This window comes from Cohnella sp. GbtcB17 (genome assembly GCF_019091135.1).
Lineage (GTDB): Bacteria > Bacillota > Bacilli > Paenibacillales > Paenibacillaceae > Cohnella.
In genome coordinates this window covers 19,236-44,318 of record NZ_JAGXJW010000002.1, presented here as the reverse complement: position 1 = coordinate 44,318, position 25,083 = coordinate 19,236, and the positions used below count along the sequence as shown (strand labels likewise).

15 protein-coding genes are annotated in these 25,083 nt (G+C 60.6%); 14 read left to right on the top strand and 1 reads right to left on the bottom strand.

Features of this window, described 5'->3' with window-relative positions; translation table 11 throughout:
* Positions 1 to 110: 110 nt before the first annotated feature.
* On the top strand, positions 111 to 1,868 hold the full coding sequence (locus KVT38_RS01080; protein WP_217591836.1) for a DUF4091 domain-containing protein: 1,758 nt from the start codon (positions 111 to 113) through the stop codon (positions 1,866 to 1,868).
* Here the strand turns inward: KVT38_RS01080 and KVT38_RS01075 are convergent, their stop codons facing one another.
* On the bottom strand, positions 1,869 to 3,791 hold the full coding sequence (locus tag KVT38_RS01075) for a glycoside hydrolase family 36 protein (RefSeq protein WP_217591835.1): 1,923 nt from the start codon (positions 3,789 to 3,791) through the stop codon (positions 1,869 to 1,871). It abuts the gene before it with no gap.
* Positions 3,792 to 3,999: 208 nt separating this feature from the next.
* Here KVT38_RS01075 and KVT38_RS01070 point away from each other — a divergent pair, with 208 nt between their 5' ends.
* The 13 genes from KVT38_RS01070 (at position 4,000) to KVT38_RS01010 (ending at position 25,060) form a co-directional block, all read left to right on the top strand.
* A complete protein-coding gene (locus tag KVT38_RS01070) occupies positions 4,000 to 5,490 on the top strand; it encodes an ABC transporter substrate-binding protein (protein WP_217591834.1) in 1,491 nt (496 codons plus the stop codon).
* Between the two features lie 336 nt (positions 5,491 to 5,826).
* Complete coding sequence (locus KVT38_RS01065) at positions 5,827 to 6,744, top strand: ABC transporter permease (protein WP_217591833.1); 918 nt, start codon at positions 5,827 to 5,829, stop codon at positions 6,742 to 6,744.
* Positions 6,745 to 6,757: 13 nt separating this feature from the next.
* A complete protein-coding gene (locus tag KVT38_RS01060) occupies positions 6,758 to 7,699 on the top strand; it encodes a carbohydrate ABC transporter permease (RefSeq protein ID WP_217591832.1) in 942 nt (313 codons plus the stop codon).
* Positions 7,700 to 7,831: 132 nt separating this feature from the next.
* A complete protein-coding gene (locus tag KVT38_RS01055; protein ID WP_217591831.1) occupies positions 7,832 to 9,394 on the top strand; it encodes an ABC transporter substrate-binding protein in 1,563 nt (520 codons plus the stop codon).
* Between the two features lie 431 nt (positions 9,395 to 9,825).
* The gene (locus tag KVT38_RS01050) at positions 9,826 to 11,397 is read left to right on the top strand and encodes an ABC transporter substrate-binding protein (RefSeq protein ID WP_217591830.1); all 1,572 of its coding nucleotides are present in this window, start codon (positions 9,826 to 9,828) and stop codon (positions 11,395 to 11,397) included.
* 103 nt (positions 11,398 to 11,500) lie between these two features.
* The gene (locus KVT38_RS01045) at positions 11,501 to 12,487 is read left to right on the top strand and encodes a hydroxyacid dehydrogenase (RefSeq protein ID WP_217591829.1); all 987 of its coding nucleotides are present in this window, start codon (positions 11,501 to 11,503) and stop codon (positions 12,485 to 12,487) included.
* Between the two features lie 22 nt (positions 12,488 to 12,509).
* Positions 12,510 to 13,460, top strand: a complete 951-nt coding sequence (locus tag KVT38_RS01040) for a carbon-nitrogen hydrolase family protein (protein ID WP_217591828.1) — start codon at positions 12,510 to 12,512, stop codon at positions 13,458 to 13,460.
* A gap of 16 nt (positions 13,461 to 13,476) precedes the next feature.
* Positions 13,477 to 14,400, top strand: a complete 924-nt coding sequence (locus tag KVT38_RS01035; protein ID WP_217591827.1) for a Gfo/Idh/MocA family oxidoreductase — start codon at positions 13,477 to 13,479, stop codon at positions 14,398 to 14,400.
* The gene (locus KVT38_RS01030) at positions 14,397 to 15,692 is read left to right on the top strand and encodes an enolase C-terminal domain-like protein (protein ID WP_217591826.1); all 1,296 of its coding nucleotides are present in this window, start codon (positions 14,397 to 14,399) and stop codon (positions 15,690 to 15,692) included. The genes KVT38_RS01035 and KVT38_RS01030 overlap by 4 nt, the downstream gene beginning before the upstream one ends.
* A 122-nt stretch (positions 15,693 to 15,814) precedes the next feature.
* Entirely contained in the window at positions 15,815 to 18,163 is a 2,349-nt protein-coding gene (locus KVT38_RS01025; protein WP_217591825.1) for an AraC family transcriptional regulator, read from the top strand.
* A 141-nt stretch (positions 18,164 to 18,304) separates the two neighbouring features.
* Positions 18,305 to 21,949, top strand: coding sequence for a right-handed parallel beta-helix repeat-containing protein (locus KVT38_RS01020; protein ID WP_217591824.1), 3,645 nt, complete (start codon positions 18,305 to 18,307; stop codon positions 21,947 to 21,949).
* A 61-nt stretch (positions 21,950 to 22,010) separates the two neighbouring features.
* On the top strand, positions 22,011 to 23,672 hold the full coding sequence (locus tag KVT38_RS01015) for a DUF4091 domain-containing protein (protein ID WP_217591823.1): 1,662 nt from the start codon (positions 22,011 to 22,013) through the stop codon (positions 23,670 to 23,672).
* A gap of 65 nt (positions 23,673 to 23,737) precedes the next feature.
* Positions 23,738 to 25,060 carry a Gfo/Idh/MocA family protein gene (locus KVT38_RS01010; RefSeq protein ID WP_217591822.1) on the top strand — a complete coding sequence of 441 codons (1,323 nt, stop codon included), beginning with the start codon at positions 23,738 to 23,740 and terminating at the stop codon, positions 25,058 to 25,060.
* Positions 25,061 to 25,083 lie beyond the last annotated feature (23 nt).

Below are 25,083 nucleotides of genomic sequence, written 5' to 3'. Positions count from 1 at the left end.
ACCGTGCCGCAAGTCTGTAGAGTAACTTTTTGCCCTTACGAAATAAAAGCAGCATGCAGACGGTGCGTCGACGCGCCGTCTGCATGCTTGTATCGAAGGAGTTGCAGGACATGAACATCACCATGGGGCTCGCCCCCGACAGCTACAAATACGTATTCGGCGTCTTCCACAAGTTCGGCGCGCCGTTCGAACCGGATCGCGCGATCTCGCTCGCCTGCGGGCGCCGCGACCGGGCGGCCGCGCAGCTATTGATCTACGCGGACGAGGAGCTGCTGGTCTGCGTCGGCGAAGATGCCGCGTTCGACGAGCGCGGGCCGATCGATGTCCTGCGCGTAAGCGTCCGCGTCCCGGGTCTGACGGACGGCAGCATCTCCGCCAGCCTGGTCGGACTCGTCGAGGACGACGACCGGCAGCTCAAGTCGGACATTGTGCTGCGGCAGTCGTCGCTTCGCGTGGAAAAGCGGCGGGTGCAGCCCGTCTGGATCGAAGCGGAGATCGGCGCGGACGCAGCGCCGGGCGTCTATGATCCGGAGATCACCGTCTATCGCCGCCGCATGTTCGAGGACGAGCGGGTGGAGGCTACGCTGAAGTTCGAGATCGTCGTACACGACGTGACGCTCGACGCGCCCGCGAACCAGGCGTTTTATCTCGACCTGTGGCAGCACAATTCCAATCTCGCGCGCAAATACGACGCGCCGCTCTGGAGCGACCTGCACTTCGAGGTCATGGAGCCTTACGTCGCTTCGCTGGCCGCGCTCGGACAGAAGGCGGTCTCGCTCGTCGTCTCGGAGATCCCTTGGTCGGGCCAGGCCTCCTGCTACGACCGGATCGATCCCGCCAACCTGTTCGAGTACAGTATCGTCGGCGTGGCGAAACGGGCCGACGGCACGTGGGCGTATGACTACCGCGCGCTCGACCGTTATGTGGAGCTGTGCGAACGGCACGGCATCAAGGACGAGATCGAGGTGTTCGGCTTGCTGAACATCTGGGTATACGAGGATGCGGGCTACGGCGGCGTCATCGCGGACCATCCGGACGCGGTGCGCATCCGCTACTTCGACGAGGAGAGCGGCACGTATCGCTTCATCCGGCAGCGGAGCGAATTCGAGGCGTACGTCGCAGCGCTCGAGCGCCACTTTATCGAGCGAGGCTGGATCGATCGGGTACGGGTGCTGGCCGACGAGCCTTCCGACCTGACGCTGTTCCGCGAGCGACTCGGCGCCATGCGCCAGATGGCCCCTTCCTTCCAATACAAAGCCGCGATCGCCCACGCGTCGTTCATGGAAGAGGACGGGATTGTCGATCACGTGCCGATTTTGGACTGCGCTGGACAAGAGCATGAGCAGATTCTGGAGATGAGGGAGGGCAGAACGGGCCGGACGCTTTATTACGTCGCCTGCGACGTCAAGCATCCGAACACGTTCATCGCCTCCCACCTGCTGGAGGCGCGCGCCATCCCGTGGATCGTCTGGCAATTGAAGCTCGACGGCTTTCTGCGGTGGAACTATACCGTGTGGCCGACCGACCCTCTGCGCAAAATCTCGTATCACAACCCCTTTTTCCCGGCCGGTGACACGAACTTCGTCTACCCGGGCCGGGACGGACGGCCGCTGCTGAGCCTGCGCTACAAGCTGCTGCAAAAGGGTATCCGGGATTATGAGATCATCGCGCGCTATGTCCGCGAGGGCGGCGACCGTGAGCGGCTCGATTCGCGCATGCGCAGCGTCATCCGCTGGGAGAGCCCGGCCGATCTGCATCGGGACGCGAGGCGCCGGATCGAGGAGCTGATCTCGCTCGACGATGCCGACTACGACGGCATCGTCGCGGAGCTGTTGGGCGAGCTGGCGGCAGGCCCGCAAGCCCGATAATTATGTCGTCGCCGAGGGTTGCGATGCCGCAGTGCCCATGCCTTCGATCCACCAGGCGACCGCGCTTCTCGGTTCGAGCGCAACCTCCCCGGCGCCCGGAACAGGCACAGTCTCGTCGGACCAGAACGTCGTCCATGCCAGCCCCGGCGCGAGATAGTCGTCCGGAATCCGCTGCGTCCGGTAATCGTCGCCGAGATTGAACAGGATGAGCAGCCGCAAATTCGGATCGACCGTCTCGGCCGCGACAATCGGCAGCTCGTCGCCATCCGGCGCGAACAGGTTCAGCGGGATACCGCGCCGAACGGGCGGCTGCCGCAGCAATCGCGCGAGCAGCCCGGTGCCGACGTCGTTCAGCTTGGGCAGCGCGTCACCCAGAAGAAGATCGCCTCCGCTCGCATAGCAGGCGAGCAGCAGCGTCTTCGCTTCCGCCAGGTTCATCTCTCGCCCGGCCGCCCAGCCGCCGCCGAGTCCCCACGGATTTTTGGCCAATCGACGGTTGAGCTGGCGGTCGTCCGTCGTGTCCGCGCAGCGTACGATGGCGGTGTCGGGGTCCGTATTGCCGATCGCTCCCTGCATCCACCATCTCGCCTGCATCGAGCGGATGTTGTGGCGGATATGGCTCCAGTAGTTGTGGATGTCGCCCGTCGTCCGGTGTGCGTCCGCGATGCCGATGACGGCTTCGTACGGCGCGCCGCAGGCGAGCAGGTAAACGTCCGGCCCGATGGCCTCGCGGATCACCTCGTACAACCGCCGGATCATGCCGGCATGCGACATGCGCGGATCGTGGAAGGAGGACGCGCCGAGCAGCAGCTGGGCGAAGTCGCATTTGAAATAAGTGAAGCCGGCCGAGCGAAGCCGCACGAACGTCTCACGAATATGCGCTTCTGCTTGCGGGTGCGTAATATCCAGCTGGACCATGCTGCCGTAGCCCGCATTTTCGACGAAGGGATCGCTTTTGTCGTCGCCGACGAACCAGTCGGGATGGTCGCGGTACAGCGGCGTATAGACGCTCACCATGAGCGGCGCCGTCCAGATGCCGGGCTCGAAGCCTTCGGCGCGGATCTGCGCGCAGAGCGCCTCGAGCCCCTGCGGGAATTTCCAGCCGGCGTCCCAGACGCCCCACTGGCATTCGTAGCCTTCGTCGATGACGATATACCGCACCGCATCGCCTAACCGCCGTCGCGCCTCCGCGGCATTGGACAGCACGTCCTCGGCCCGGACGGCGCCAGCATAGTAGTCCCAGCTGTTCCAGCCGCCGATCCGCGCCGCGGGCGGCTGGAAGTTCGATGCGGCGAGCCGCTGCCTCATGAGGTCGGCGTACGCGGACAGCAGCGCGTTGCCGTCGTCGCCATGCAGCAAGATCAGATGCGCGAGGTCGATGCGCTCGCCGGGAGCCACATTCCTAGGCGAGCGGAGGTGGAAGCCGAGCCCGAACGCCCCGTCGCGATGGGCCTGCGCGTGCAGAACGGCGATATCGACGAAGCAATCGCCGTAAGGCGGGAGCGCGCCAAGCAGGATACACTCGCCCGTCCGGCGATGGCAGAACACGCTCACCATGCCGGAAGGTTCTGCGGCCGGCGACCATGCCGCGGGCCGATGGACGGGCCGCACGCCGGATGAGCCGGAGAAGTCGCGGGTATGATGAAGCTGGACATAGTCCCGCGCATCCAGGCGGTCGCCGAGCCGTGCGGCCGACCACGCTAGTCGAATCTCCCGCAGCGCGGCCTTCTCCGTTCCTTCATTATATAGAGCGACCGTCCGAACTTCCGTATCGCCGTCTGCCGTGAGCGACAAGGTCAGTCTGTCCCTTCGGAACGTATAAGGCTTCCCTGGCGCGGAGTCGGAAAACTCGCCTTGCAGAACGCGGTCGGACAATACGATGTTGACGGATGCCGTACACAGCTCGGGCAGATCGAATCGCATGTTTGTATCCTCCTTGTCGATGGCGACGAATGGTCCGGCGGCAAGCTGCCGGCCTATGTAGTCAGCTTACCAAATGAAGCGGGGAATGGATTCAGGACATCTTGCACTTTTGTATGTTCAAGGGGACGATCGAATTGCTATATTTATATTTAAGTGAACGATCGCGACATACAGAATCCGACGAGCGGCAGCAAGGGGGCGATTGAGCTTGGATAAAGCGGTGAAACGGCGATTTCGGCATCGGCTGTGGTGGACCTTATTCATCTGCGCGATTAGCGCGGCAAGCCTGAGCGGATGCGCCGGCGACGGCGGCAAAGGCGAGGCAGCGGGCGCTTCGGCGACCGGGCTCGATCCGGTTAACCTGATCTGGTATTATCCGCAGTACCAGTCCAATTCCGATCAACGGCTCGTGAACGACGCGGTTAACGAGATCACGCGGGCGAAGCTGAACGCCACCGTGGACCTGCGCCCGATCGACTTCTCGAATTACGAGCAGAAGCTGAACACCATCGTCGCTTCCGGCGAACGGATGGACATCGTCTGGACGTCGAATTGGCTGTTCCAATGGACGACTAATGCGAAAAAAGGCGTGTTCCAGCCGATCGACGAGCTGCTTGACCAATATGGCGGACAATTGCTCGCGTCGATGGACGAGAAGTACTGGAACGGCGGCAAGCTCGGCGGGCGCCAGTATGCGATCCCGAACTATCAAATTTCCGCCATGCGGCCGAGTCTCGTCATTGAGAAGCGTTTCATCGACAAATACAAGCTGGACGTCTCGAAGATCAAGCGGATCGAAGATATCGAACCCTTCCTGAAGCGGATCAAGGAGGGAGAGCCGGATATCGTTCCCTTCGGCACGACCAAAGGCTTTTATACGAACCTGCTGTACGGCATCGACTGGATCGTGCCCGTCTACCGGAACGATCCGACGCCGACCGTGCTCCCGGATGTGACGCCGGAGATGCGAGCGAATTTTACGCTGATGCACGACTGGTATATGAAGGGCTATATTAATGAAGATGCCGCTACGCGCAAGGATGCGGCAGATGCCTATAATAAAGGAAATACGGCGGTATGGTTCGATATTACAGGCAAGCCGGGCTCCGAGGTCGAGTACAAGGCGGCGGACGGCGGTTACGATGTGCAGCTGGTGCCGCTCTCCGGATCGGCCTTCGTAGGCGCAGGCAATTCGATGAGCGCGATCGGCCGAACGTCGGCGCATCCGGACCGGGCGGTCATGTTGCTGAATCTCGTGAACGCGGACAAGGCGCTATACAATTTGCTCGTCTACGGCATCGAGGGCAAGCATTATACGAAAACGACCGGCAACTTTATCAAACTGAATCCGGACGCCGGCTACTTCACGAATACGGACTGGGTGTTCGGCGACATCCGGAACGAATATTTGCCCGAGGGCTCCCCGCCGGACAAGATCGAGCAGACGGTCAAGGCGAATGAAGAGGCAGCCGTCTCCGCTTTCGAGGGCTTCGAGTTCAATTCGGACCCGGTCAAGACGGAGATCGCGAACGTCCGCGCCGTGAACGACGAGTATTATGCCGCCCTCGCCACGGGCACGATCGATCCGGCGCGCTTCCTGCCCGAATACGAGGACAAGCTGAACAAGGCCGGCAGCGACGTGATCGTTAAGGAGAAGCAGAGGCAGCTGGACGCTTGGCTGAGGGCGAAGGGCAAGTAGAGGCTGGGCGGGCTGAGCCAAGGGGGATAACGATGTGCTGCATCGCTGTTCCACCCAAGTACCGGTTTCCACGAAACTAAACCTATGTCGCAATGTTACTATAGCCCCACCTGCACGCTGACGCAGCTGCGAACGACGGGATCGATCCCCGTCCGTATCGCGGCTTTTTTCGTATGCGCACCGCATGCGCGGAATCGCGCACTAAAAAGCAAATCGCGCACTTTAGCGGAGAGTAAAGTACGATTTCTTCACTTTATTTGGGCCCGAGACGGCGATATCGTCAAGGTATGAGCAAGGGCAAGACGCAAATCCAAGCAGCAAGGAGGATGCCGGGCGATGAAACGCGGCAAGTTTTTAAAGTTTGTGAGCAGGAACGGCGAATTGTTTATTTTCTCGCTTCCCGCGATCATCTACATTTTCATCATGTCGTACGTCCCGATGTTCGGCGTAATTATCGCGTTCAAAAATTACGTGTACGACAAGGGCATTTTAGGAAGCGAGTGGGTCGGCTTCAAGAACTTCAAGTTTCTGTTCGAGAGCGAGAACGCCTACCGGATCACGAGGAACACGGTGCTGTACAACCTGGGCTACATGTTCATGACGACCGTATTCTCGCTCGCGGTGGCCATCTTGCTCCACGAAGTCGCCAAGAAGTGGCTCAAGATTTACCAGACGGCAATGATTCTTCCTTTCTTCCTGTCATGGGTCGTCGTCAGCTATATCACGATGGCGTTTCTCGATCATCAGAACGGCTTCCTGAACGGCTGGCTGGAGGGGCTCGGGTTCGAGCGGGTCCAATGGTACTTTAAAGCCAACGTCTGGCCGTACATTCTGAACGCCGTCCATCTGTGGAAAGCGATCGGCTTCTCGGCGCTCGTCTACTTCGCGGGCATCCTCGGCATCGACGCCGAGCTGTACGAAGCGGCCAAGATCGACGGCGCCAAGCGCTGGCAGATGATCACGAACGTCACGATTCCCCAGTTGACCCCGCTTATCATCATTCTCCTGATTATGAGCATCGGCAACATGTTCCGCGGCGACTTCGGCCTTCACTACTTCATTCCGAACAACAACGGCATGACGTACGCCACGACGGACATTATCGACACCTATATTTATCGGGCGCTTAGCGAGCTTGGGGACGTCAGCATGGCATCCGCCGTCGGTCTGTATCAATCCGTCGTCGGCCTCATCCTCGTCGTACTCGCCAACTACACCGTCCGCAAAATCAACGAAGAAAATTCCTTGTTCTAAGGAGGACCGTTCTATGACCGCCAAGACGATGACCGCTCATACGGCAACCGCCGAGCCCGCGACCGCCAAAAAGTCTTCCTTCAAATGGTCGACGCTGGTCATTCACCTGATTTTTATTCTGATCACGCTGAGCATGCTCGTGCCGCTCGCACTCGTAATTATCGTTTCCCTGACTGACGAAAATTCGATATTGCATAACGGGTACCGGATGATTCCGGACAAATTTTCCTTTGCGGCTTACGAGTACTTCTTCAAATCGCCGGACGCAATCCTGCGCGCTTACGGCGTGACGATCTTCGTCAGCGTCGTTGGTACGATACTGAGTCTGATTCTGACGGCGAGCATGGGCTATACGCTGTCGAGAAGGGACTACGGCCTGGTGCGGCCGACCTCCTTCTATGTATTCTTCACGATGCTGTTCGGCGGCGGGCTCGTCCCGTTCTACATTCTGGTCACGCAGTACCTGCATCTGAAGGATACGATCTGGGCGCTGATCGTGCCCGGGATGCTCAGTCCGTTCTACGTGCTCATCATGAAGGGCTTCATGTCCAAAATTCCGTTTGAAATCATCGAGTCCGCCAAGGTGGAGGGCGCGCGGGAGTGGCGCATCTTCGTGCAGCTGATCCTGCCGCTGTCCAAACCGTCGCTCGCCACACTCGGATTGTTCATCATGTTCAACTACTGGAACGAATGGTTTAACGCGCTGCTGTTCATCGACAACGAACGACTGGTGCCGCTGCAACTGCTGCTGGTGCGGACGATGAACTCGCTCGACTTCATCACCTCGCGTCCCGAGTTCGCACTCGTTATGTCCAACTTCAATCTGTCCAACTTTCCGAAAACGTCGGCCAAGTTCGCCATCGCCATCATGTCGGCGGGGCCGATGCTGCTCGTGTTCCCGTTCTTCCAGCGCTTCTTCGTCAAGGGCTTGACCGTTGGCGCGATTAAAGGTTAAGCACGACCGATAGTCGGGATGTCCCATTAAAGGCCAAAGGCGCTTGGAAGGCGGTGAAGGCGGTACGGTTGCGCGGCGGCCTTTAATCTTGCGATAGGCATCATCATCCAACATTTCACGGGAGGGTTCATGTTGAAAAAAACAAATAACGGTAAATTCAAATTCAGGACTACGCTCCTCACGTCGATCTCGCTGGCGGCCGCTCTTACGGCAGCGGGCTGCGGCAACGCCAACAACAATAATACGGACGCTTCGGCGAGCGCAGCCCCGTCCGGCAGCGCCGGCTCCACGGCTTCGGCAGCGGCTTCTGGCGGCGCGTCTCCTTCGGCGAGCAGCGCGCTCGAGCCCGTAGAGCTCACCTGGTACTATCCGCAAAACGCGGCGAATGCCGACCTGAAGCTCGTCAACGACGCGGTCAACAAGATTACGAAAGAAAAAATCAACGCGACGATCAAGCTCATGCCGATCGACTTCGGCACTTACGAGCAGAAGATGAATACGACGACTGCCGCGAGCGAGAAGATCGATATCATCTGGACGTCCAACTGGCTGTTCAAGTTCGATACGAACCAGAAGAAGGGCGTATTCCTGCCGCTTGACGATCTGCTGAAGTCCCACGGCCAGAAGCTGTACGATTCGATGCAAAAGAAATTCTGGGACGATGCCACGCTCGACGGCAAGATCTACGCGGTCCCGAACTTCCAGGTATCGGCCAGCCGTCCGTCGCTCGTGCTGCAGAAGCGGTTCGTGGACAAATACAACCTCGATCTGAGCACGATCAAGAAGATCGACGACATCGAGCCGTTCCTGAAGCAGATCAAGGACGGCGAGCCGGGCATCACGCCGTTCGGCACGACGAAGGGCTTCTACACGGGCCTCATGTACAACATCGACAACCGCGTCGAAGTGTACAGAGACGACACGACGCACACCGTGCTGCCGGACGTTACGGATGAACTGAAGCATAGCTACGAGCTCGCGCATTCCTGGTACACGAAGGGTTACATCATGGAGGATGCGGCGACGCTCAAATCCGCCGCCGACGCGTACAACAAGGGAACGACGGCTGTCTGGTTCGACGTCACGGGCAAGCCGGGCTCCGAAGTCGAGTTCAAGGTCGCCGACGGCGGCTACGACGTCGTGCTCGCGCCACTGGCGCAATCCACGTTCACGGGCGCGGCCAGCACGATGAACGCGATCAGCCGCACGTCCAAAAATCCGGAGCGTGCGATGATGTTCCTCGAGCTCGTCAACACCGACAAGGAGCTGTACAACACGCTCGTTTACGGCATCGAAGGCAAGCACTACGAGAAGACGACGGGCGACTTCATCAAGATCAACCAGGATGCGGGCTATTTCACGAACACGGACTGGATCTTCGGCAACATTACCAACGAATACTTGCCTGAAGGCGCGCCGGCCGACAAGATCGAGCAAACGATCAAGGTGAACGATGAAGCGTACGTATCGCCGTACACGGGCTTCGTCTTCAATACGGAGCCGGTCAAGACGGAGATCGCCAACGTGAACGCGGTCAAGGAAGAATACGGCGCTTCGCTCGGCACCGGTACGCTCGATCCTGCGAAGTACCTGCCGATCTACGAAGAGAAGCTGAAGAAGGCGGGCGTCGAAACGATCCGCGCCGAGAAGCAAAAGCAGCTGAACGAGTGGCTGGCCGCGAACGGCAAGAAGTAATCCTCGCTTCGCTTGCTCACCTGTCGGCGACGTCAGATGAGCAAGCGAATAGACGCAACTGAGAGGGCAAGTGGGGCAAAGCGCGCCGGTATCGGACTCAGGAGACGTTATTTCGCAAAAAAAGCGGTTCATTCGCGATAGTTTCGGACCGGAGGGACGTTATTTGCTCGGATCAAGGCTGAACAAGGCCGGCAATCTCGCGATAACGTCCCCCGGGTCCGCGAACGGGCCGCGAATCGCGATAGGCACAGGAATAACGGCTCCTCAGTCCGTCCGCTACGCGTTCATGCGTAAACAAAATAGAAAGAAACGAACGACGGGAGCAACCCGCCGGAAGCCGGGCGTCAGGCGAACGGGCAGAGGCGGGGAGAGTGGCGAGACATGCTGCAATGCATTCGATGGCATCATTATCCAACCAATTAGGAGGGTTTATGTTGCATAAAACAAACATCGGCAAGTTCGGTTTCCGGACCACGCTCCTCGCTTCCATCTCGCTGGGCCTGGCGCTCACGGCGGCAGGCTGCGGCAACGCCAACAACAATAACGGCAACGCTTCTGCAAGCGCTTCTCCATCAGACAGCGCGAGCGCGGCTCCGTCGGCATCGTCCCCGGCTTCATCGGGCGCGTCTCCTTCGGCCGGCAGCGAGCTTCCGCCCGTGGAGCTGACCTGGTACTATCCGCAAAACGCGGCGAACGCCGATCTTCAGCTCGTGAACGAAGCCGTGAACAAGATCACGAAGGAAAAGATCAACGCGACGGTCAAGCTGAATCCGATCGACTTCGGCACCTACGAGCAGAAGATGAACACGATGACCGCTTCCGGCGAGAAGATGGATATCATCTGGACGTCGAGCTGGCTGTTCAAGTTCGACCAGAACCAGCTGAAGGGTGCGTTTCTGCCGCTTGACGATCTGCTGAAGACGCACGGCCAGAAGCTGCACGATTCGCTCGAGAAAAAGTTCTGGGACGACGCTTCGCTGCAGGGCAAGATCTATGCCGTGCCCAATTTCCAATTTTCCGCCCAGCGCGCAAGCCTTGTCATTCAGAAGCGGTTCATCGACAAGTACAAGCTGGATACGAGCACGATCAAGAAGATGGAAGACCTCGAGCCATTCTTGAAGCAGATCAAGGAAGGCGAGCCGGGCATTACGCCATTCGGTACATGGAAGGGTTTCTACACGGCTCTGCTGTACGGCATCGACACGAAGGTGCCGGTCTACTACGACGATCCGACGAACACCGTCCTCCCCGACGTGACCAAGGAAATGAAGGAGAACTACGCGCTTGCGCACTCCTGGTATACAAAGGGCTATATCAACGAGAATGCCGCGACGCTCAAATCCGCAGCGGACGTCTACAATAAGGGAACGACGGCCGTCTGGTTCGACTGGACGGGCAAGCCGGGCTCCGAGGTCGAGTACAAGGCGGCCGACGGCGGCTACGACGTCGTACTTGTCCCGATGGGAGAGCCCGTCTTCACGGGGGCGGCCAGCACGCTGAACGCGATCAGCCGGACGTCCAAAAATCCGGAGCGCGCGATGATGTTCCTCGAGCTCGTCAACACCGACAAGGAGCTTTATAACACGCTCGTCTACGGCATTGAAGGCAAGCACTACGAGAAGACGACGGGCAACTTCATCAAGATCAACCAGGATGCCGGCTATTTTACGAACACGGACTGGATCTTCGGCAATATCACCAACGAGTACCTGCCCGAAGGCGCGCCGGCCGACAAGATCGAGCAGACGATCAAGATGAACAACGAAGCGCGCGTGTCCAAGTACAACGGCTTCGTGTTCAACAACGAACCGGTCAAGACAGAGGTTGCCAACGTGAACGCGGTGAACGAGGAATATGCCGCCTCGCTGGGCAGCGGCACGCTCGATCCGGCGAAGTATCTGCCGATCTACGAGGAGAAGCTGAAGAAGGCGGGGGCCGAAAAGATCCGCGCCGAGAAGCAGAAGCAGCTGAACGAATGGCTCGCCGCCAACGGCAAGCAATAAGCCGGGCTTGCGTGCCGGCGCCCTACTCAATTTGATAGCCGACGCGGAAAATAGACCGGGCTCGTCCCCGTCTATTTTCTTCGCGGTACGGGAGGATATGCAGATGAAAATCGCGCTGCTGCAAGGCAAGGAACAGCGGGAAAAAGTGTTCGCGCAGCAACATCTCGACCGTCTTCGCAAGCTGGGCGACGTCGTCGTTAACGAGACGGCCGGCGATCCGTCCGAGGCGCAGCTTGCGGAAGTCATTCGCGGCGCCGATATCGCGATCACGTCATGGGGCTGCGGCCCGCTGACCGCGCGCGTGCTGGACGCCGCTCCGAAGCTGCAGCTGGTGCTCCACGCCGCAGGCACCGTGAAGCCGATCATTACGCCCGAGCTCTGGAACAGAGGCATCCGCGTGTCCAACGCGACGGCCGCGCTCGGCCAAGGCGTCGCGGAGACGGCGCTCTGCTTCACGATCGCTTCGCTGAAGGACATGTGGCGGCTTGTCCGCGAGACGCGGGACGGCGGCTGGGGAGACGGTGCGAACGTCCGCGAGGTGTACGGCGTCACGATCGGCGTCGTCGGCGCAGGCAAGGCGGGCTCCCACTATATCAAGCTGCTGCGCCAGTTCGACGTGGACATCGCGGTGTACGATCCGTTCGTCACCGAGGCGCAGGCGAAGGCGATGGGCGCGCGCAAGGTGACGTTCGAAGCGCTGCTGGCGCAGAGCGACGTCATCTCCATCCACCTGCCGTCGCTGCCCGAGACGTATCGCATGTTCAACCGGGAACGGTTCGCGCTCATGAAGGACGACTGCGTGCTCATCAATACGGCGCGCGGCTCGGTTATCGACGAGGACGCGCTTGTGGATGAGCTTCGCAAAGGCCGGTTTTTCGCCTGTCTGGACGTGACCGACCCCGAGCCGCCCGGCGCGGACCATCCGCTGCGCGGCCTGCCGAACGTCGTGCTGACGCCGCATATCGCGGGTGCCGTGAACAACGGGCTGCGGCGGATCGCGCAGTCCGTCGTGCTCGACGCGGAGGCGTTCATGGACGGCGAGCCGCTCGCCGGCGAAGTGCGGGCCGACCAGCTGCACCTGCTCGCTTAACGAGAAAGGGGCAAAATGCCAAATGGCCAATTACGTGACCATCAGCTGTCTCGGTCCCCGGCCGCTCGCCGTGCCGGCCGACGTCTCAGACGAGGAGGCGATCGCGCGGATGATCGCCCACTGGCAGGCGCAGCTCGTCCGGGTGCTGCCGGACCGGCCCGACCTGATCGTCCTGCCGGAAGCCTGCGACCGGCCGGACCCGCTCGGCTTCCCGCTGGAGCGGCGCCTGTCGTATTACCGCGCGCGCAAGGACCGGATCCGCGACTTCTTCGCGGACGCCGCACGCCGGCACGGGTGTTATATCGTCTATCCCGCGCATGTCGAAGCCGACGACGGCATGTGGCTGAACGAGCTGCAGCTGATCGACCGCATGGGCGGCGTGACGGGCGTTTATGTCAAAAACCATCTGACGCCCGACGAGCACGCCAAGACGAACATTCTGTACGGCCGGGAGGCGCCGATCTTCGAATGCGACTTCGGGCGGGTGGCGCCCGCGATCTGCTTCGACCTTAATTTCGAGGAGCTGCTGCGCCGTTATGCCGCCGCGAAGCCGGACCTCATCGTGTTTCCTTCGATGTACCACGGCGGTCTGATGCAGGGCTACTGGGCGTATGCCTGCCGCTCTTACTTCGCCGGAGCGGTCGCGGGAGCGCCTTGCACGATCGTGACGCCGCTTGGCGAGACGGCGGCCAGCAGCACGAACTACTACTCGTTCATTACGGCCCGCGTCAATCTCGACTACGTCGTGCTCCATATCGACGAGAACGACGCCAAGTTCCCGGCGATCAAGCGCAAATACGGCCCGTCGGTCGTCATCCACGACCCCGGCTACCTGGGGTGCGTGCTGCTGACGAGCGAATCGGAGGATGTGACGGCGGACGATATCGTGGCGGAGTTCGAGCTGGAGCTGCTGGACGATTACTTCGCCCGGGCGGACCGGTCGAGGCATGAGCCGGGCCGGATGACGCCCTGATGAGGAGGCATGCGCTTTGAAAATCGGAATCGTCGATCTGGACACCTCCCATCCGAACGCCTGGGTCCCGATCCTGCAAGAAATGGGCCATGAGATAACGGCCGTATTCGACGGCGGCACGGTACACGACGCGGGCGCAGCCGCCGTGTTCGCCGCGAAGCACGGCATCCCGGTCGTTTGCGACCGGCTGCCGGAGATGCCGGCGCTGGTGGACGCAGCCATCGTCCATAGCGTGAATTGGGACCTGCATGTGGAGCGGGCGCGTCCGTTCGCCGAAGCGGGCAAGGCGATTCTCATCGACAAGCCGATCGCCGGCAACGCGCGCGACATCCGGCAGCTGCTCGCCTGGTCGCAAAGCGGCGTCCGGATCGCCGGCGGCTCGGCGCTGCGCTTCTGCGAAGAGGTTGAAGCCTGGCGCCAATCGCGCGATCCCGGGGACCGGATCGTGATGGCGCTGGCCGGCTGCTCCGTGGACGACTTCAACTACGGCATCCACGCCTACGGTCTCATGCTCGCGATCATGGGACCGGGACTTGCGAGCGTCCGGTCCGCCGGCGTCCACGTCCAGCAGCAGGTCGAGCTCGTCTGGCGGGACGGGCGCAGGGCCTTTCTCAGCGTCGGCGAGACCGCGGGCTACTTGCCTTTCTACGCGACGATCGTCTCGGAGCGCGAGGTTCGCCATCTGCAGGCCGATCCGGATCGGCTGTACCGTTCGTTCCTCGCGGCTGCGCTGCCGTATCTCGCGGGCGAGACGGCGAGCATTCCGCCGCTTGACGAGCTGATCGAGGCCGAGCTTGCGGCATTGGCCGCAAGGACGTCCCTGCTCGAAGACGGGCGAACGGTCTCGCTCGACGAAGCTGCGGCTTCGTCCGCGCCGGGATACGACGGAGCCGCATTCGCCGTTCAATACCGCAGGAAGGCGAGAGGGCAGGCACAATGATCAAGATCGAGAAAACGAGTCTCAGCTGCCATCGCGAACCGCTCGCGGCGCCGTTCGGCTTCAAGGGCGGGTACGTCGACGAGCTGTGGCAGTCCGTCGTCTGCCTGCAGGACGACATCGGCAGCCGCGCGACCGGGCTGGGCGTCCAGAGCGTGCTGTGGTCCGGCCCCGAAGTGCATGCGCGGTGGGGCCACGAGCGGGGCAACGCGTTTATGCAAGCGATCACCGCGCATGCGCTGGATACCGCGGCGGGCATGTCCTTCGGGACACCGCTCGACCTGCTGGACAGCCTGACCGGCCCGACGCTCGCCTACGCGGACCGGGAGTGGGGCCGCGGACGGCTCCGCGCGACCTTCGGACTGAACGCGCTCGTGCCGGTCGACCATGCCGCATGGGCGCTGCTCGCGGGTCGGCATCCGGAAGCTTCCTTCTTCGAGCTGGTGCCCGAAGCCTATCGCTCCGCGCTGACGGCCCGTCACGATCGCCTGGCCTGCACGCCGGTCGTCTCCTACGGCATGACGGCCGCGGACGTCGAGGCGCTGCTGGACGAAGGCTGCTTCGTCCTGAAGATCAAGCTTGGATCCGATCCGGCCGGCGACGGCGATCCGGACAAGATGCTCGCCTGGGACATCCGGCGGCTCGAGGACATTCACCGGATCGCGGAGCGCCGCGACTGTCCGCATACCACGAACGGGAAGATCGCTTATTATCTGGACATTAACGGACGCTACGAGAGCAAGGCCGCGTTGCACCGGCTGATCGATGCGGCCGAAAAGATAGGCGCGCTGGATCGCATCCTGGTCGTCGAGGAACCGTTCCCCGAGCATGTGCATGAGAGCGTGGCGGACCTTCCCGTACGCGTGGCGGCCGACGAGAGCGTGCACGACGAAGGAGATGCGCTCGCCCGCATCCAGATGGGCTACGGGGCGTTCGCGCTCAAGCCCGTCGCCAAGACGATGAGCATGAGCCTGCGGATCGCTCGGGTTGCGGCCGCCTACGGGATTCCTTGCTTCTGCGCCGATCTGACGGCCAATCCCGTTATGGTCGATTGGAACAAAAACCTGGCCGCGCGCCTCGCGCCGCTCCCCGGACTTGCCATGGGGCTGATCGAATCGAACGGGGGGCAAAATTACCGGCATTGGGCGGAGATGAAGCGCCGCCATCCGATTCCGGAAGGCGCTTGGATCGAAGCGGAGTCCGGCATGTTCCGGCTCGACGAGGTCTTTTACGCGCGCAGCGGAGGCGCGCTCGACCGAAGCGCTTACGACGATTCGCTGTGCCGTTTGGAATAGCAATCATTTCAATCGCTGTAATATTGAAACTTTTTGGGTTGTCTCTAATGGAGAAAAGTGCGGATTTTGCACTTTTCTCTTCGTTTGTATTCCTGTTAAGGTAGAGATGGAGGGGATCAGCCATGACACACTACCTGCGAAAATACAGAGAACGCAAATACCTGATGCGCATCATGCTCTCGATCAATCTGTTGATCGTGGCGTCGATGCTCGCTTCCTTGCTGTCCGCGTACATGTATTCGAAGAAGATCAGCCTCGACTCCCAGCGGGAAGCCAACGAGAAGGTGCTCTCCCAGATCAACTACAACATTTCCTATATGAACGAGACGGTCAAAAACTTCGCCATCTCGCTTTATTACGATAACGACATGGCTCATCTGCTGTTCAGCCGGGAGCCGGACCGGTTCGAGGATACGACGCGGATCAACAAGCTGAACAAAACGATCGCCTACAATTCGTTCGTTCACTCCATCGTTTTTTACAACAGCAAGCGGGACACCTACTTTACGAGCGGCGACGATTCGATATCGAACCCCAAGAGCAATCTGATGGACATTACAAAAAGCTATCTGGCCGGCACCAAGCCTATCTACAAAATGCAGCTGATGCCGGTCGCCTATGCGCCCAACACCGAGCGTCCGCAAAACGTGCAGGAAATTTTCTCGCTCTACATGTACGACTCGATCGATGCCTACAACAAAACCGACAGCGCTCTCATTATCAATATCAAGCCGGAATGGCTGTTCCAGAAGCTCGAGCTGATGAACGCGACGTCGGACGATCCGTCCAATCGCATCTTCATCCTCGATCAGAACAAGGAGATCTACAGCCCCGTCGCGCCGGCGGACAAAGGGCTTTCCGAGCTCAAGGAAGAGATCTACAGAAAAATCGACGCTTCGAATCAGGCGGTGTCCCAGTTCACCTACAAGCTGGACGGCCAGAAGCAGATCGTGAACTACATGGCGAACGCGTCGACGAACTGGGTTATCGTGGACATCGAGCCTTATACGGGCGTGCTGGCCCAGATCGAGCAGCTCAAAAAGGTGTTCATTACCGTAGCCGCCATCTCCTTTTTCCTGGCGCTCCTCGCTTCGCTGTTCGTGTCCAACAAGCTGTACAATCCGGTCAACGTGCTGCTCAAGCAAACCGAACGCGTGCCCGGCGTAGCTGTGGATCGGCCGCAGGGCAAGGACGAATTCAGCTATGTCACCGACATTTACGACCGGCTCGTCGACAAGCTCGCCTCGGAACAGTCCAGGCAGGCCGGCAATGAAAATATTATTTGCTCTTACCACCTTCGCAAGCTCGTGACCGACAGCACGGCGATCTCGCAGGATGAGCTGCGTTCCTTCCGCGAGCGGGGGTACCTCAAGACCGATCTGGAGTGGCCGTTCGTGCTCGGCGTCGTCAAGGTGGACGACTACAAGAAGCTCAAAGAAACCAGAGGACTGGATTTGAAGCTGCTGCAGTTCGCCGTCTCCAACATCGTGCAGGAGGTCGTCTCCGAGGTGCTTCCCGTGGACGCGGTCGATCTTCGGGAGGAGCACTTCGTGCTGCTGTTCGACATCGGCAAGCCGGACGAGGATACGTACGAGCGGATCGCGGCGTCCATGCGGAAGGCGCAGACGATCGTGGGCGATCTGTACCACATTACGTTCACGGTGGCACTCAGCGACCTCGTGCCGTCCCACGGCGAGCTGACATATGCTTACGAGCGGGCACTCGACTATTTGCAATACCGGATGAACGTCGGCGCGAATGCGGTGATCACGCCCGAGCTTGTGCAGGAGAGGCAGTACAACCACGACGCTCAGATCCCGCCGGAGCTCGAACGCAAGCTGATCGAAGGCATCAAGTCGGGCCGGCAGGAGCAGGTCCATCAGGAGCTGGACCGCATCCGCGCCGTCATCTCCGGCATGAGCTCGGACGCGGTCATCCAGTCGGTCGTCCATGTCGGCATCATCATCAAGCAGACGATCCGCGAGATCAACCAGAACAAAGTATCGCCGCTTACGCTTGACCTGCGCTCTGTCGACGGCCTCGTGTTTGAGAAGGAGACGCTGGGCGAGATTTTCGAAGCGTTCGTGCAAATTTTGGATGCGATCTTCGTCGATCACAAGGCGGTCGTCGAGAACAAGGTCCAGGTCATCGTCGACACGATCAAGGACGTCATCCAGTCGAACTATGCCAATACGAACCTGAGCCTTCAGGAAATCTCGGACCTGCTCAAGATGTCGCCGGCTTACGTGGGCCGGATTTTCAAAAAGTACGAGACGGTCTCGGTGGCCGACTACATCAACGAAGTCCGCCTGCAAAACGCGGTCATTCTGCTGGAAAAAAACAACTGGCAGGTCAACGAAATTTCCGAAAAAGTCGGTTTCAGCTCGCAAAGCTATTTTTTCAAGCTGTTCAAAAAACGGTTCGGAACGACGCCGAAGGACTACCGGATCAAAAAATCGATGGGGATGTAGGTGCAATATCCTAAAATCCATATCGTTGAGCGCGACAAGGGGGAAAAGTGCAGATTTTGCACTTTTTTTTCTGCGCTGTCCTGCTACTGTATGAGGTGCGGATTGTACCGATCCGCCATCTGACAAGAGGAGGTATGGTTCTTGTACAAGAAACAGAGATCGAAGCTTGTTTCCAGCATGGCGGCATTTATGATTGCACTATTGGCTATCGGATTTGTACCTGCTCCGGGCGCCCAGGCTGCCGTGAACACGTATCACGTCTCGAAGACGGGCAGCGACGCGGCGGACGGTTCTTCCGCGACGCCCTTCCAGACGATCGGCAAGTGCGCAGCGGTCATGCACCCCGGCGATACGTGCTTGATCGATTCGGGCACTTATCGCGAGACGGTCAGGCCGGCCGAGAGCGGCACGTCCGGAATGCCCATTACGTACGCGGCGGAGCCAGGCGCTACCGTCGTCGTAAGCGGCGCCGAGCAGATCGGCGGCTGGACGCTGGATTCGGGGCATATCTATGTCGCCGACCTGCCCGCGGGCATGAACAGCCTGGGCGACCAGAACCAGCTGTTCATTCGGGACGGCGGGAACGTCACGACGCTCTGGGAGGCGAGATGGCCCAATATCGACGACTATACGCTGCCCCAGCTGAAGCAGCATGTCGGCATCGCGACCGGCGGCTCGGCGACGACGCTGTCCAGCGATCAGCTGACGCAGCCCGACGATTACTGGGTCGGCGCAACGATGTGGATTCGGGGCGGCGACGCGTATAATCCGGTATCGACCAAGATCACCGGCTACGACGCGGCGACGCATACGCTGACGTACCCGACGATCATCCAGAACTTCGATTATATGTGGCCGGAGCTCGGGTCCACCTTCTATCTGTCCGGCGTGCGCAGCGAGCTGGACGCGCCGCGCGAATGGTACGTCGATTCGGCCGCGCGCAAGGTGTATCTGTGGGCGCCGGACGGCGGCCAGCCGCAGAACGTCGAGATCAAGCAGCGCCTCAAGACGTTCGATCTGAGCGGGCGCTCCTACATCCATCTCAAAGGGCTGAATACGTTCGCCGGCAGCATCCCGATGGACGGCGGCGCAAGCTACAACGTGCTCGACGGTATTAAGGCCGAGTATTTGTACTTCTCGACCGAATCGCACGGCACGTCCGTCCCTCATCAGCTGAATGGCGGCATCACGGTAGGCGGCAGCAACAACGAGATTAAAAACAGCGAGATTGCCTACTCGACCGGCACGCTGATCAACATCGACGGCAGCAACAACCGCATCGTGAACAATTCCATTCACGACGGCAGCTACTTCGCGGCCTACGATCCGGTCGTCAAGCTGTCGACGGGTTCCCAGAACCTGATCAGCCACAACGACATGTACAATTCCGGGCGCTACATCCTCTACTGGAACAGAGGCAGCGCGGAGATTCAGTACAACGACATCCACGACGGCATGTGGCTGTCCCGCGACGGCGCCCTCATCTACAGCTGGGGCACGGACATGGGCAACAGCGAGATTCACCACAATCTGATTCACGACAGCAAGGGCACGGACATGAGCGTCGGTCTGTACTTCGATAACTTCGCTTCCAATGTCGTCGCCCATCACAACGTGATCTTCAACAACAATGTCGGCATTCAGCTCAACACGCCGGGCAATTACCGGCTGATCTACAACAATACCGTCGTGAACAACGACGTGAGCAGCGTCGGTTACTGGGGCTCCGCGCCTTACGATCAGGAGCTGTACGGCTCGCGCGTCTACAACAACATTTTCACCAACAAGGTCGGACTCACGGCCGACACGGCCAGCGGGTTCAATACGTTGTCGGCCAGCGGCGTGAACTTCGTCGACGCGGCGAACGGCAACTTCCGTCTTGGCGCCGGCTCGACGGCGATCAATACGGGCGCGTTCATCGAAGGCATCACGGAGGATTATGTCGGAGCTGCGCCTGATGCGGGTGCCTATGAGTACGGCGGCGCCGACTGGACGGTCGGACCGAACTTGGCAAATCCGCCGAGCCCGGCTTATACGCAGATCGTCACGCCGTATATGAACCTGGTCAAGAACAGCAGCTTCGGCACGCTGGACAACTGGCTCGTATGGACGCCCGCGACGACGACACTGGAGCAAGTGTCCAACATCGCCGGCACGACGGCCTGGAAGAAGCGGGGGTATCAGGTCACCCTCAAGCTGGGCAAGGGCGGCGGCGTCGAGCAACTCGTTACCGGTCTCAAGCCGGACACGGAATATAAGTTTGTCGCGTGGGTTTATAACGAACCGGGCGAGACGATCAATGTCGGCGTGACCAACTTTGCCGGCACAGGTACGGTCAAAGACGTCTCCTCCCAAGATACGACGTATATCCGCAAAGAAGTCACGTTCCGAACGGGACCGGAAAATACGAGCGCGCGCGTGCGCATCTACAAGAGCAACGCCACGACGGGCATCTCCTACGCCGACGATCTCGGGCTGTTCGAGACGACGCCGTTCGACTCCGGCGTCAGCGATTCGCTGCTCAAGGAAGTCAGCGTCAACCTGCCGAATCCGGTCTTCACGGCAGGCGACACGGGCACGATTCCGCTCGTCGGCAAGCAGCAGGACGACCAGGCCGCGGATCTTTCGACGGCAGACGTGCAATTCACGTCCAGCGACAGCAGCGTGCTCCGCATCGATAGCGTGACCGGGGGCAATGCGTCCTTCACGGCGCTGTCGCCGGGACAGGTCACGGTCGAAGCGATCGCCGTCAAGGACGGCATCACCAAGGCGGCCTCGACGGTCGTCACCGTGTTCCCGAACGGCGCCCAGACGCCCATCGGCGATTGGTCGATCCGGACGTACGGTTCGCATAGCCGCGGCTTCGCTACGGTGTCCGGCACGACCTATAACCTGATCGGCCAAGGGGACAACGTCTGGAACGCGAGCGACGACTTCATTTACTTCAGCAAGCCTGTCCATGTCAACGATCCGAATGCGACGGTCACGCTGACGGCGACGATCGATTCGCTCGGCGCGGGAGATCCGGCTTCGGTGGGCCTCATGTTCCGGGCGCAGGATACGGCGGACTCCAAGCACGTGCATTTCCGCACGGACGGCACCGGCAAGGTGCTGCGCTACGTGTTCCGCAACGAGGAGAGCATCCTGGACGCGCAGAAGCCCGTAGCCGAGCAGAAGTATTGGGGCTCGCAGACCGGCCTGCTGCTCGACTTCCAGGGCAAAAACATCTCCGCGCCTTTCCAGATGAAGCTGGTGAAGACGGGCAACAACGTTGAAGGATTCTATCTGAAAGACGGCGCCTGGGTATCGATCGGCAGCACGACCGTCGAATTCGCCGGCGGCGACTTCCTCGCGGGCATCGGCATGTACTCGGGCGCAGGCAAGCTTCCTGTAAAGGCGGTCATCTCGAGCCTTGATGTCCAGATCGAAGGCGATGCGCCGCCGCCGGATACGACAAATCCGACGCTGTCCGTCCAGCTCGACAAATCTTCCGTGTGGCCGCCGAACCACAAGATGGTCACCGTGAATGCGACGATCGCAGCCGATGACGCGGATTCGGGCGTGGACTCGGTGGTTCTCACTTCGGTGACGAGCAATGTGCCGGGCAGCAGTCAGAACGACATTCAGGCTGCCGTCGGCACCGACGCCCGGTCGTTCCAGGTGCGCGCGGAGAAGGGGCGCGTCTATACGGTCACTTACACGGCGACCGACAAAGCCGGCAACAGCACGGTCGCCACGGCGACGCTCAACGTACCGCACGACCAATCCGGCAAGGACAAGGAATAGCATGCCTCATAACGAATTGTTATTGTTATCGATAGCTTAGTTCAAGAGAAGGAGAATCGCCATGACCCACCCCGACGCGCCATTCGAAACCCGGTGCCTGCATTCCCTGGAAAAAGTATTCGCGGATGAACCGCTAAGCGCGGTTCCTCGTTCGCGCGGCTCGGCGCTCAAGGGCGAGACCTACGCCTTTCAAGTCGCCTACCGCGCGCCGAGGCTGACCAAGCAGATCGCCGTGAGCGCGCAATCCGTGTTCGGAGACCGCGTCTCCATCAGATCCGTAGGATTGTCGCCGGCGGAGCTGGCCAGCCAGTACGACCACGACGACTACATTCTTCGGGCGACGCCGGGGCTGTATCCCGATCCGCTGTATCCGATTCAGGAGGAAAAAGGCATAACCGGTTTTCGCCACCAGTGGAGGTCGGTGTGGGTCACGGTAACGACCGATGCCGATACCCCGGCGGGCATTCATCCCGTCGTCGTCCGGTTCGCGGGCGACGACGGCGAACCGCTCGGGGAGGAACGCTTCGAGCTGGAGGTGATCGATGCGGAGCTGCCTCCGCAGACGCTCCTTCATACCGAATGGTTCCATGGCGATTGCCTGGCCAACTATTACGGCGTCGAAGTGTTCGGCGAAGCGCACTGGTCGCTCATCGAGCGCTATCTGGACACGGCCGCGCGGCACGGCATGAACATGGTGCTGACGCCGCTGTTCACGCCGCCGCTCGACACTGCGGTCGGCGGGGAGCGGTCGACGGTTCAGCTGGTGGACGTGACGAAGGACGGGGACTGCTACATCTTCGGGTTCGAACGGCTGGAGCGCTGGGTCGCGATGTGCGACCGCGTCGGCATTCAGTATTTTGAATTCTCGCATCTGTTCACGCAATGGGGTGCGAAGCATGCGCCAAAGATTATGGCCGACGATAACGGGACGTACCGGCGGATTTTCGGTTGGGACACGGACTCCGCAGGCGAGGAATACAGAGCGTTCCTCGGCGCGTTCCTGCCGTGTCTGGTCGCCTTTCTTCGCCGGCACGGGCTGCTGGACCGCAGCTACTTCCACATTTCCGACGAACCGCTGGAAGAGCATATGCCCTGGTACCGCAGTGCGAGCGAGCTGATGCAGGCGCATCTCGGCGAGCTGCCGATTATCGACGCGCTCACCGACTACGCATATTACGAGCAGGGTCTCGTGCGGCGGCCGATACCGTCCAACGATCATATCGGGCCTTTCCTGGAGCGGGGCGTTCCGGAGCTGTGGACTTACTACTGCTGCGCGCAATACAAGCAGGTGTCCAATCGCTTCTTCAACATGCCGTCGGCCCGCAACCGCGTGATCGGCATTCAGCTCTACAAGTTTCAAATCGCCGGGTTTCTGCACTGGGGCTACAACTTCTGGAATTCGCAGTATTCGCTCGAGGCGATCGATCCGTACCGCGTGACCGATGCGGGCAACACGTTTCCTTCGGGCGACGCGTTTCTCGTCTACCCGGGGGCGGACGGGACGCCCGTCGAGTCGATCCGCATGGAGGTGTTCTACGAAGCCCTTCAGGACTTGCGCGCGCTGCAGTTGCTCGAGCGCTTCATCGGCCGCGAGCGCGTGCTCGCGCTGATCGAGGAAGGACTGGATGAGCCGCTGACGTTCAGCGCGTATCCGCGGGACGCAGAATGGCTGCTCGGCTTGAGAGAATCGGTGAACGCGGCGATCAAGGCGCATATCGGCTAGGTTAATACGAACGCGGCGCAGGACGACTCGTCCTGCGCCGTCATTTTGCAAAGGAGTGAATCCAAGTGAACGGAACTTCCGACAAGGCGGTCGCGCAGGGCGAGCCGGTCAACGTCGTCATCGTGGGCGCGGGCAGCCGCGCGATGAACTATGCCTCTTATTCGCTAAAGCATCCGGAGGCGATGCGTGTTGTCGGCGTCGTCGAGCCCGATCCGATGCGGCGGGCGCATACGGCAAGCCTGTACGACCTGCCGACGGACCGATGCTTCGCGGACCTCGACGCGTTCGTGTCCCGTCCGAAGATGGCCGATGCCGTCATCAACGGGACGCTCGACCGGCTTCACGTGCAGACGACGCTGCCGCTGCTCGCCAGGGGCTACGACGTACTGCTGGAAAAGCCGATCGGCATCTCGGAGGAAGAGGTGCTCGAGCTGTATCGCGTCGCCGAGACGCACGGGAGCAAGGTCATGATTTGCCACGTGCTGCGCTACGCGCCTTTTTACCAGGCGCTGAACCGGGTCATCCGGGCCGGCGAGATCGGAGACGTCATCCATATCCAGACGGAGGAAAACGTCGATTATCACCATATGGCGACCGCCTTCGTGCGGGGCAAGTTCGCGAACCGGGGGCGGGATGGGTCCTCGTTTCTGATGGCCAAATGCTGCCACGATCTCGATCTGATCTCGTGGTTCAAGTCGGGGATCAAGCCTATGCGGGTCGGCAGCTTCGGCCGGCTCTCGCAATTCCGCGAAGACCGGGCGCCGCAAGGCGCGGGCACGCGATGCGTGACGGATTGCCCGATCGAGGCGGGATGTCCCTATTCCGCCAAGACGCTGTATGTGGACCGGGGACTGTGGCCGGTGTACGTATGGCCGGGTTATTTGGACGGCGTGCGGCTCAGCGACAAGGAGAAGCTGGCGAGCCTGGCGGGCGACAATCGGTTCGGACGCTGCGTATGGCGCTGCGACAACGATATCGTCGACCATCAGGTCGTCCAGTTCGAATTCGAGGACGGGAGCACGGCGGCGCACAGTCTGGTCGGGGGGACCGCCAAAGCTTGCAGAACCGTGCATATTACGGGGACCAAAGGGGAGATTTGCGGCGAGCTGGAGGAAGGCGCGTTCGTCGTCCGCCATCCCGATCCATGGCGGTCGGACGGCGTGTACGCGGAGCGCAAGGTCGAGCTCGAGGTGTCCGGCGAGATGCACGGTGGCGGCGATCACCGGCTCGTCGAGGACTTCGTGCGTGTCGTCCGGGGCGATCCCGATGCCGGCTATTCGACCTCGCTGGCGCAGTCGATCGTCGGCCACGTGGCGGGCTTCCGCGCGGACGCCTCGATGGCCGCCGGCCGTACGGTCGAGATCGATTGGGACGCCCTTCTCGTTTAAAGCGGGGCCGGGAAGGTTATATA

What these genes read in the sequence shown, in the direction of transcription:
- KVT38_RS01060 (WP_217591832.1), top strand. Translation starts at nt 6,758, where the DNA reads ATGACCGCCAAGACGATGACCGCTCATACGGCAACCGCCGAGCCCGCG.
- KVT38_RS01030 (WP_217591826.1), top strand. Translation starts at nt 14,397, where the DNA reads ATGATCAAGATCGAGAAAACGAGTCTCAGCTGCCATCGCGAACCGCTC.
- KVT38_RS01025 (WP_217591825.1), top strand. Translation starts at nt 15,815, where the DNA reads ATGACACACTACCTGCGAAAATACAGAGAACGCAAATACCTGATGCGC.
- KVT38_RS01040 (WP_217591828.1), top strand. Translation starts at nt 12,510, where the DNA reads ATGGCCAATTACGTGACCATCAGCTGTCTCGGTCCCCGGCCGCTCGCC.
- KVT38_RS01080 (WP_217591836.1), top strand. Translation starts at nt 111, where the DNA reads ATGAACATCACCATGGGGCTCGCCCCCGACAGCTACAAATACGTATTC.
- KVT38_RS01045 (WP_217591829.1), top strand. Translation starts at nt 11,501, where the DNA reads ATGAAAATCGCGCTGCTGCAAGGCAAGGAACAGCGGGAAAAAGTGTTC.
- KVT38_RS01050 (WP_217591830.1), top strand. Translation starts at nt 9,826, where the DNA reads ATGTTGCATAAAACAAACATCGGCAAGTTCGGTTTCCGGACCACGCTC.
- KVT38_RS01015 (WP_217591823.1), top strand. Translation starts at nt 22,011, where the DNA reads ATGACCCACCCCGACGCGCCATTCGAAACCCGGTGCCTGCATTCCCTG.
- KVT38_RS01065 (WP_217591833.1), top strand. Translation starts at nt 5,827, where the DNA reads ATGAAACGCGGCAAGTTTTTAAAGTTTGTGAGCAGGAACGGCGAATTG.
- KVT38_RS01075 (WP_217591835.1), bottom strand. Translation starts at nt 3,791, where the DNA reads ATGCGATTCGATCTGCCCGAGCTGTGTACGGCATCCGTCAACATCGTA.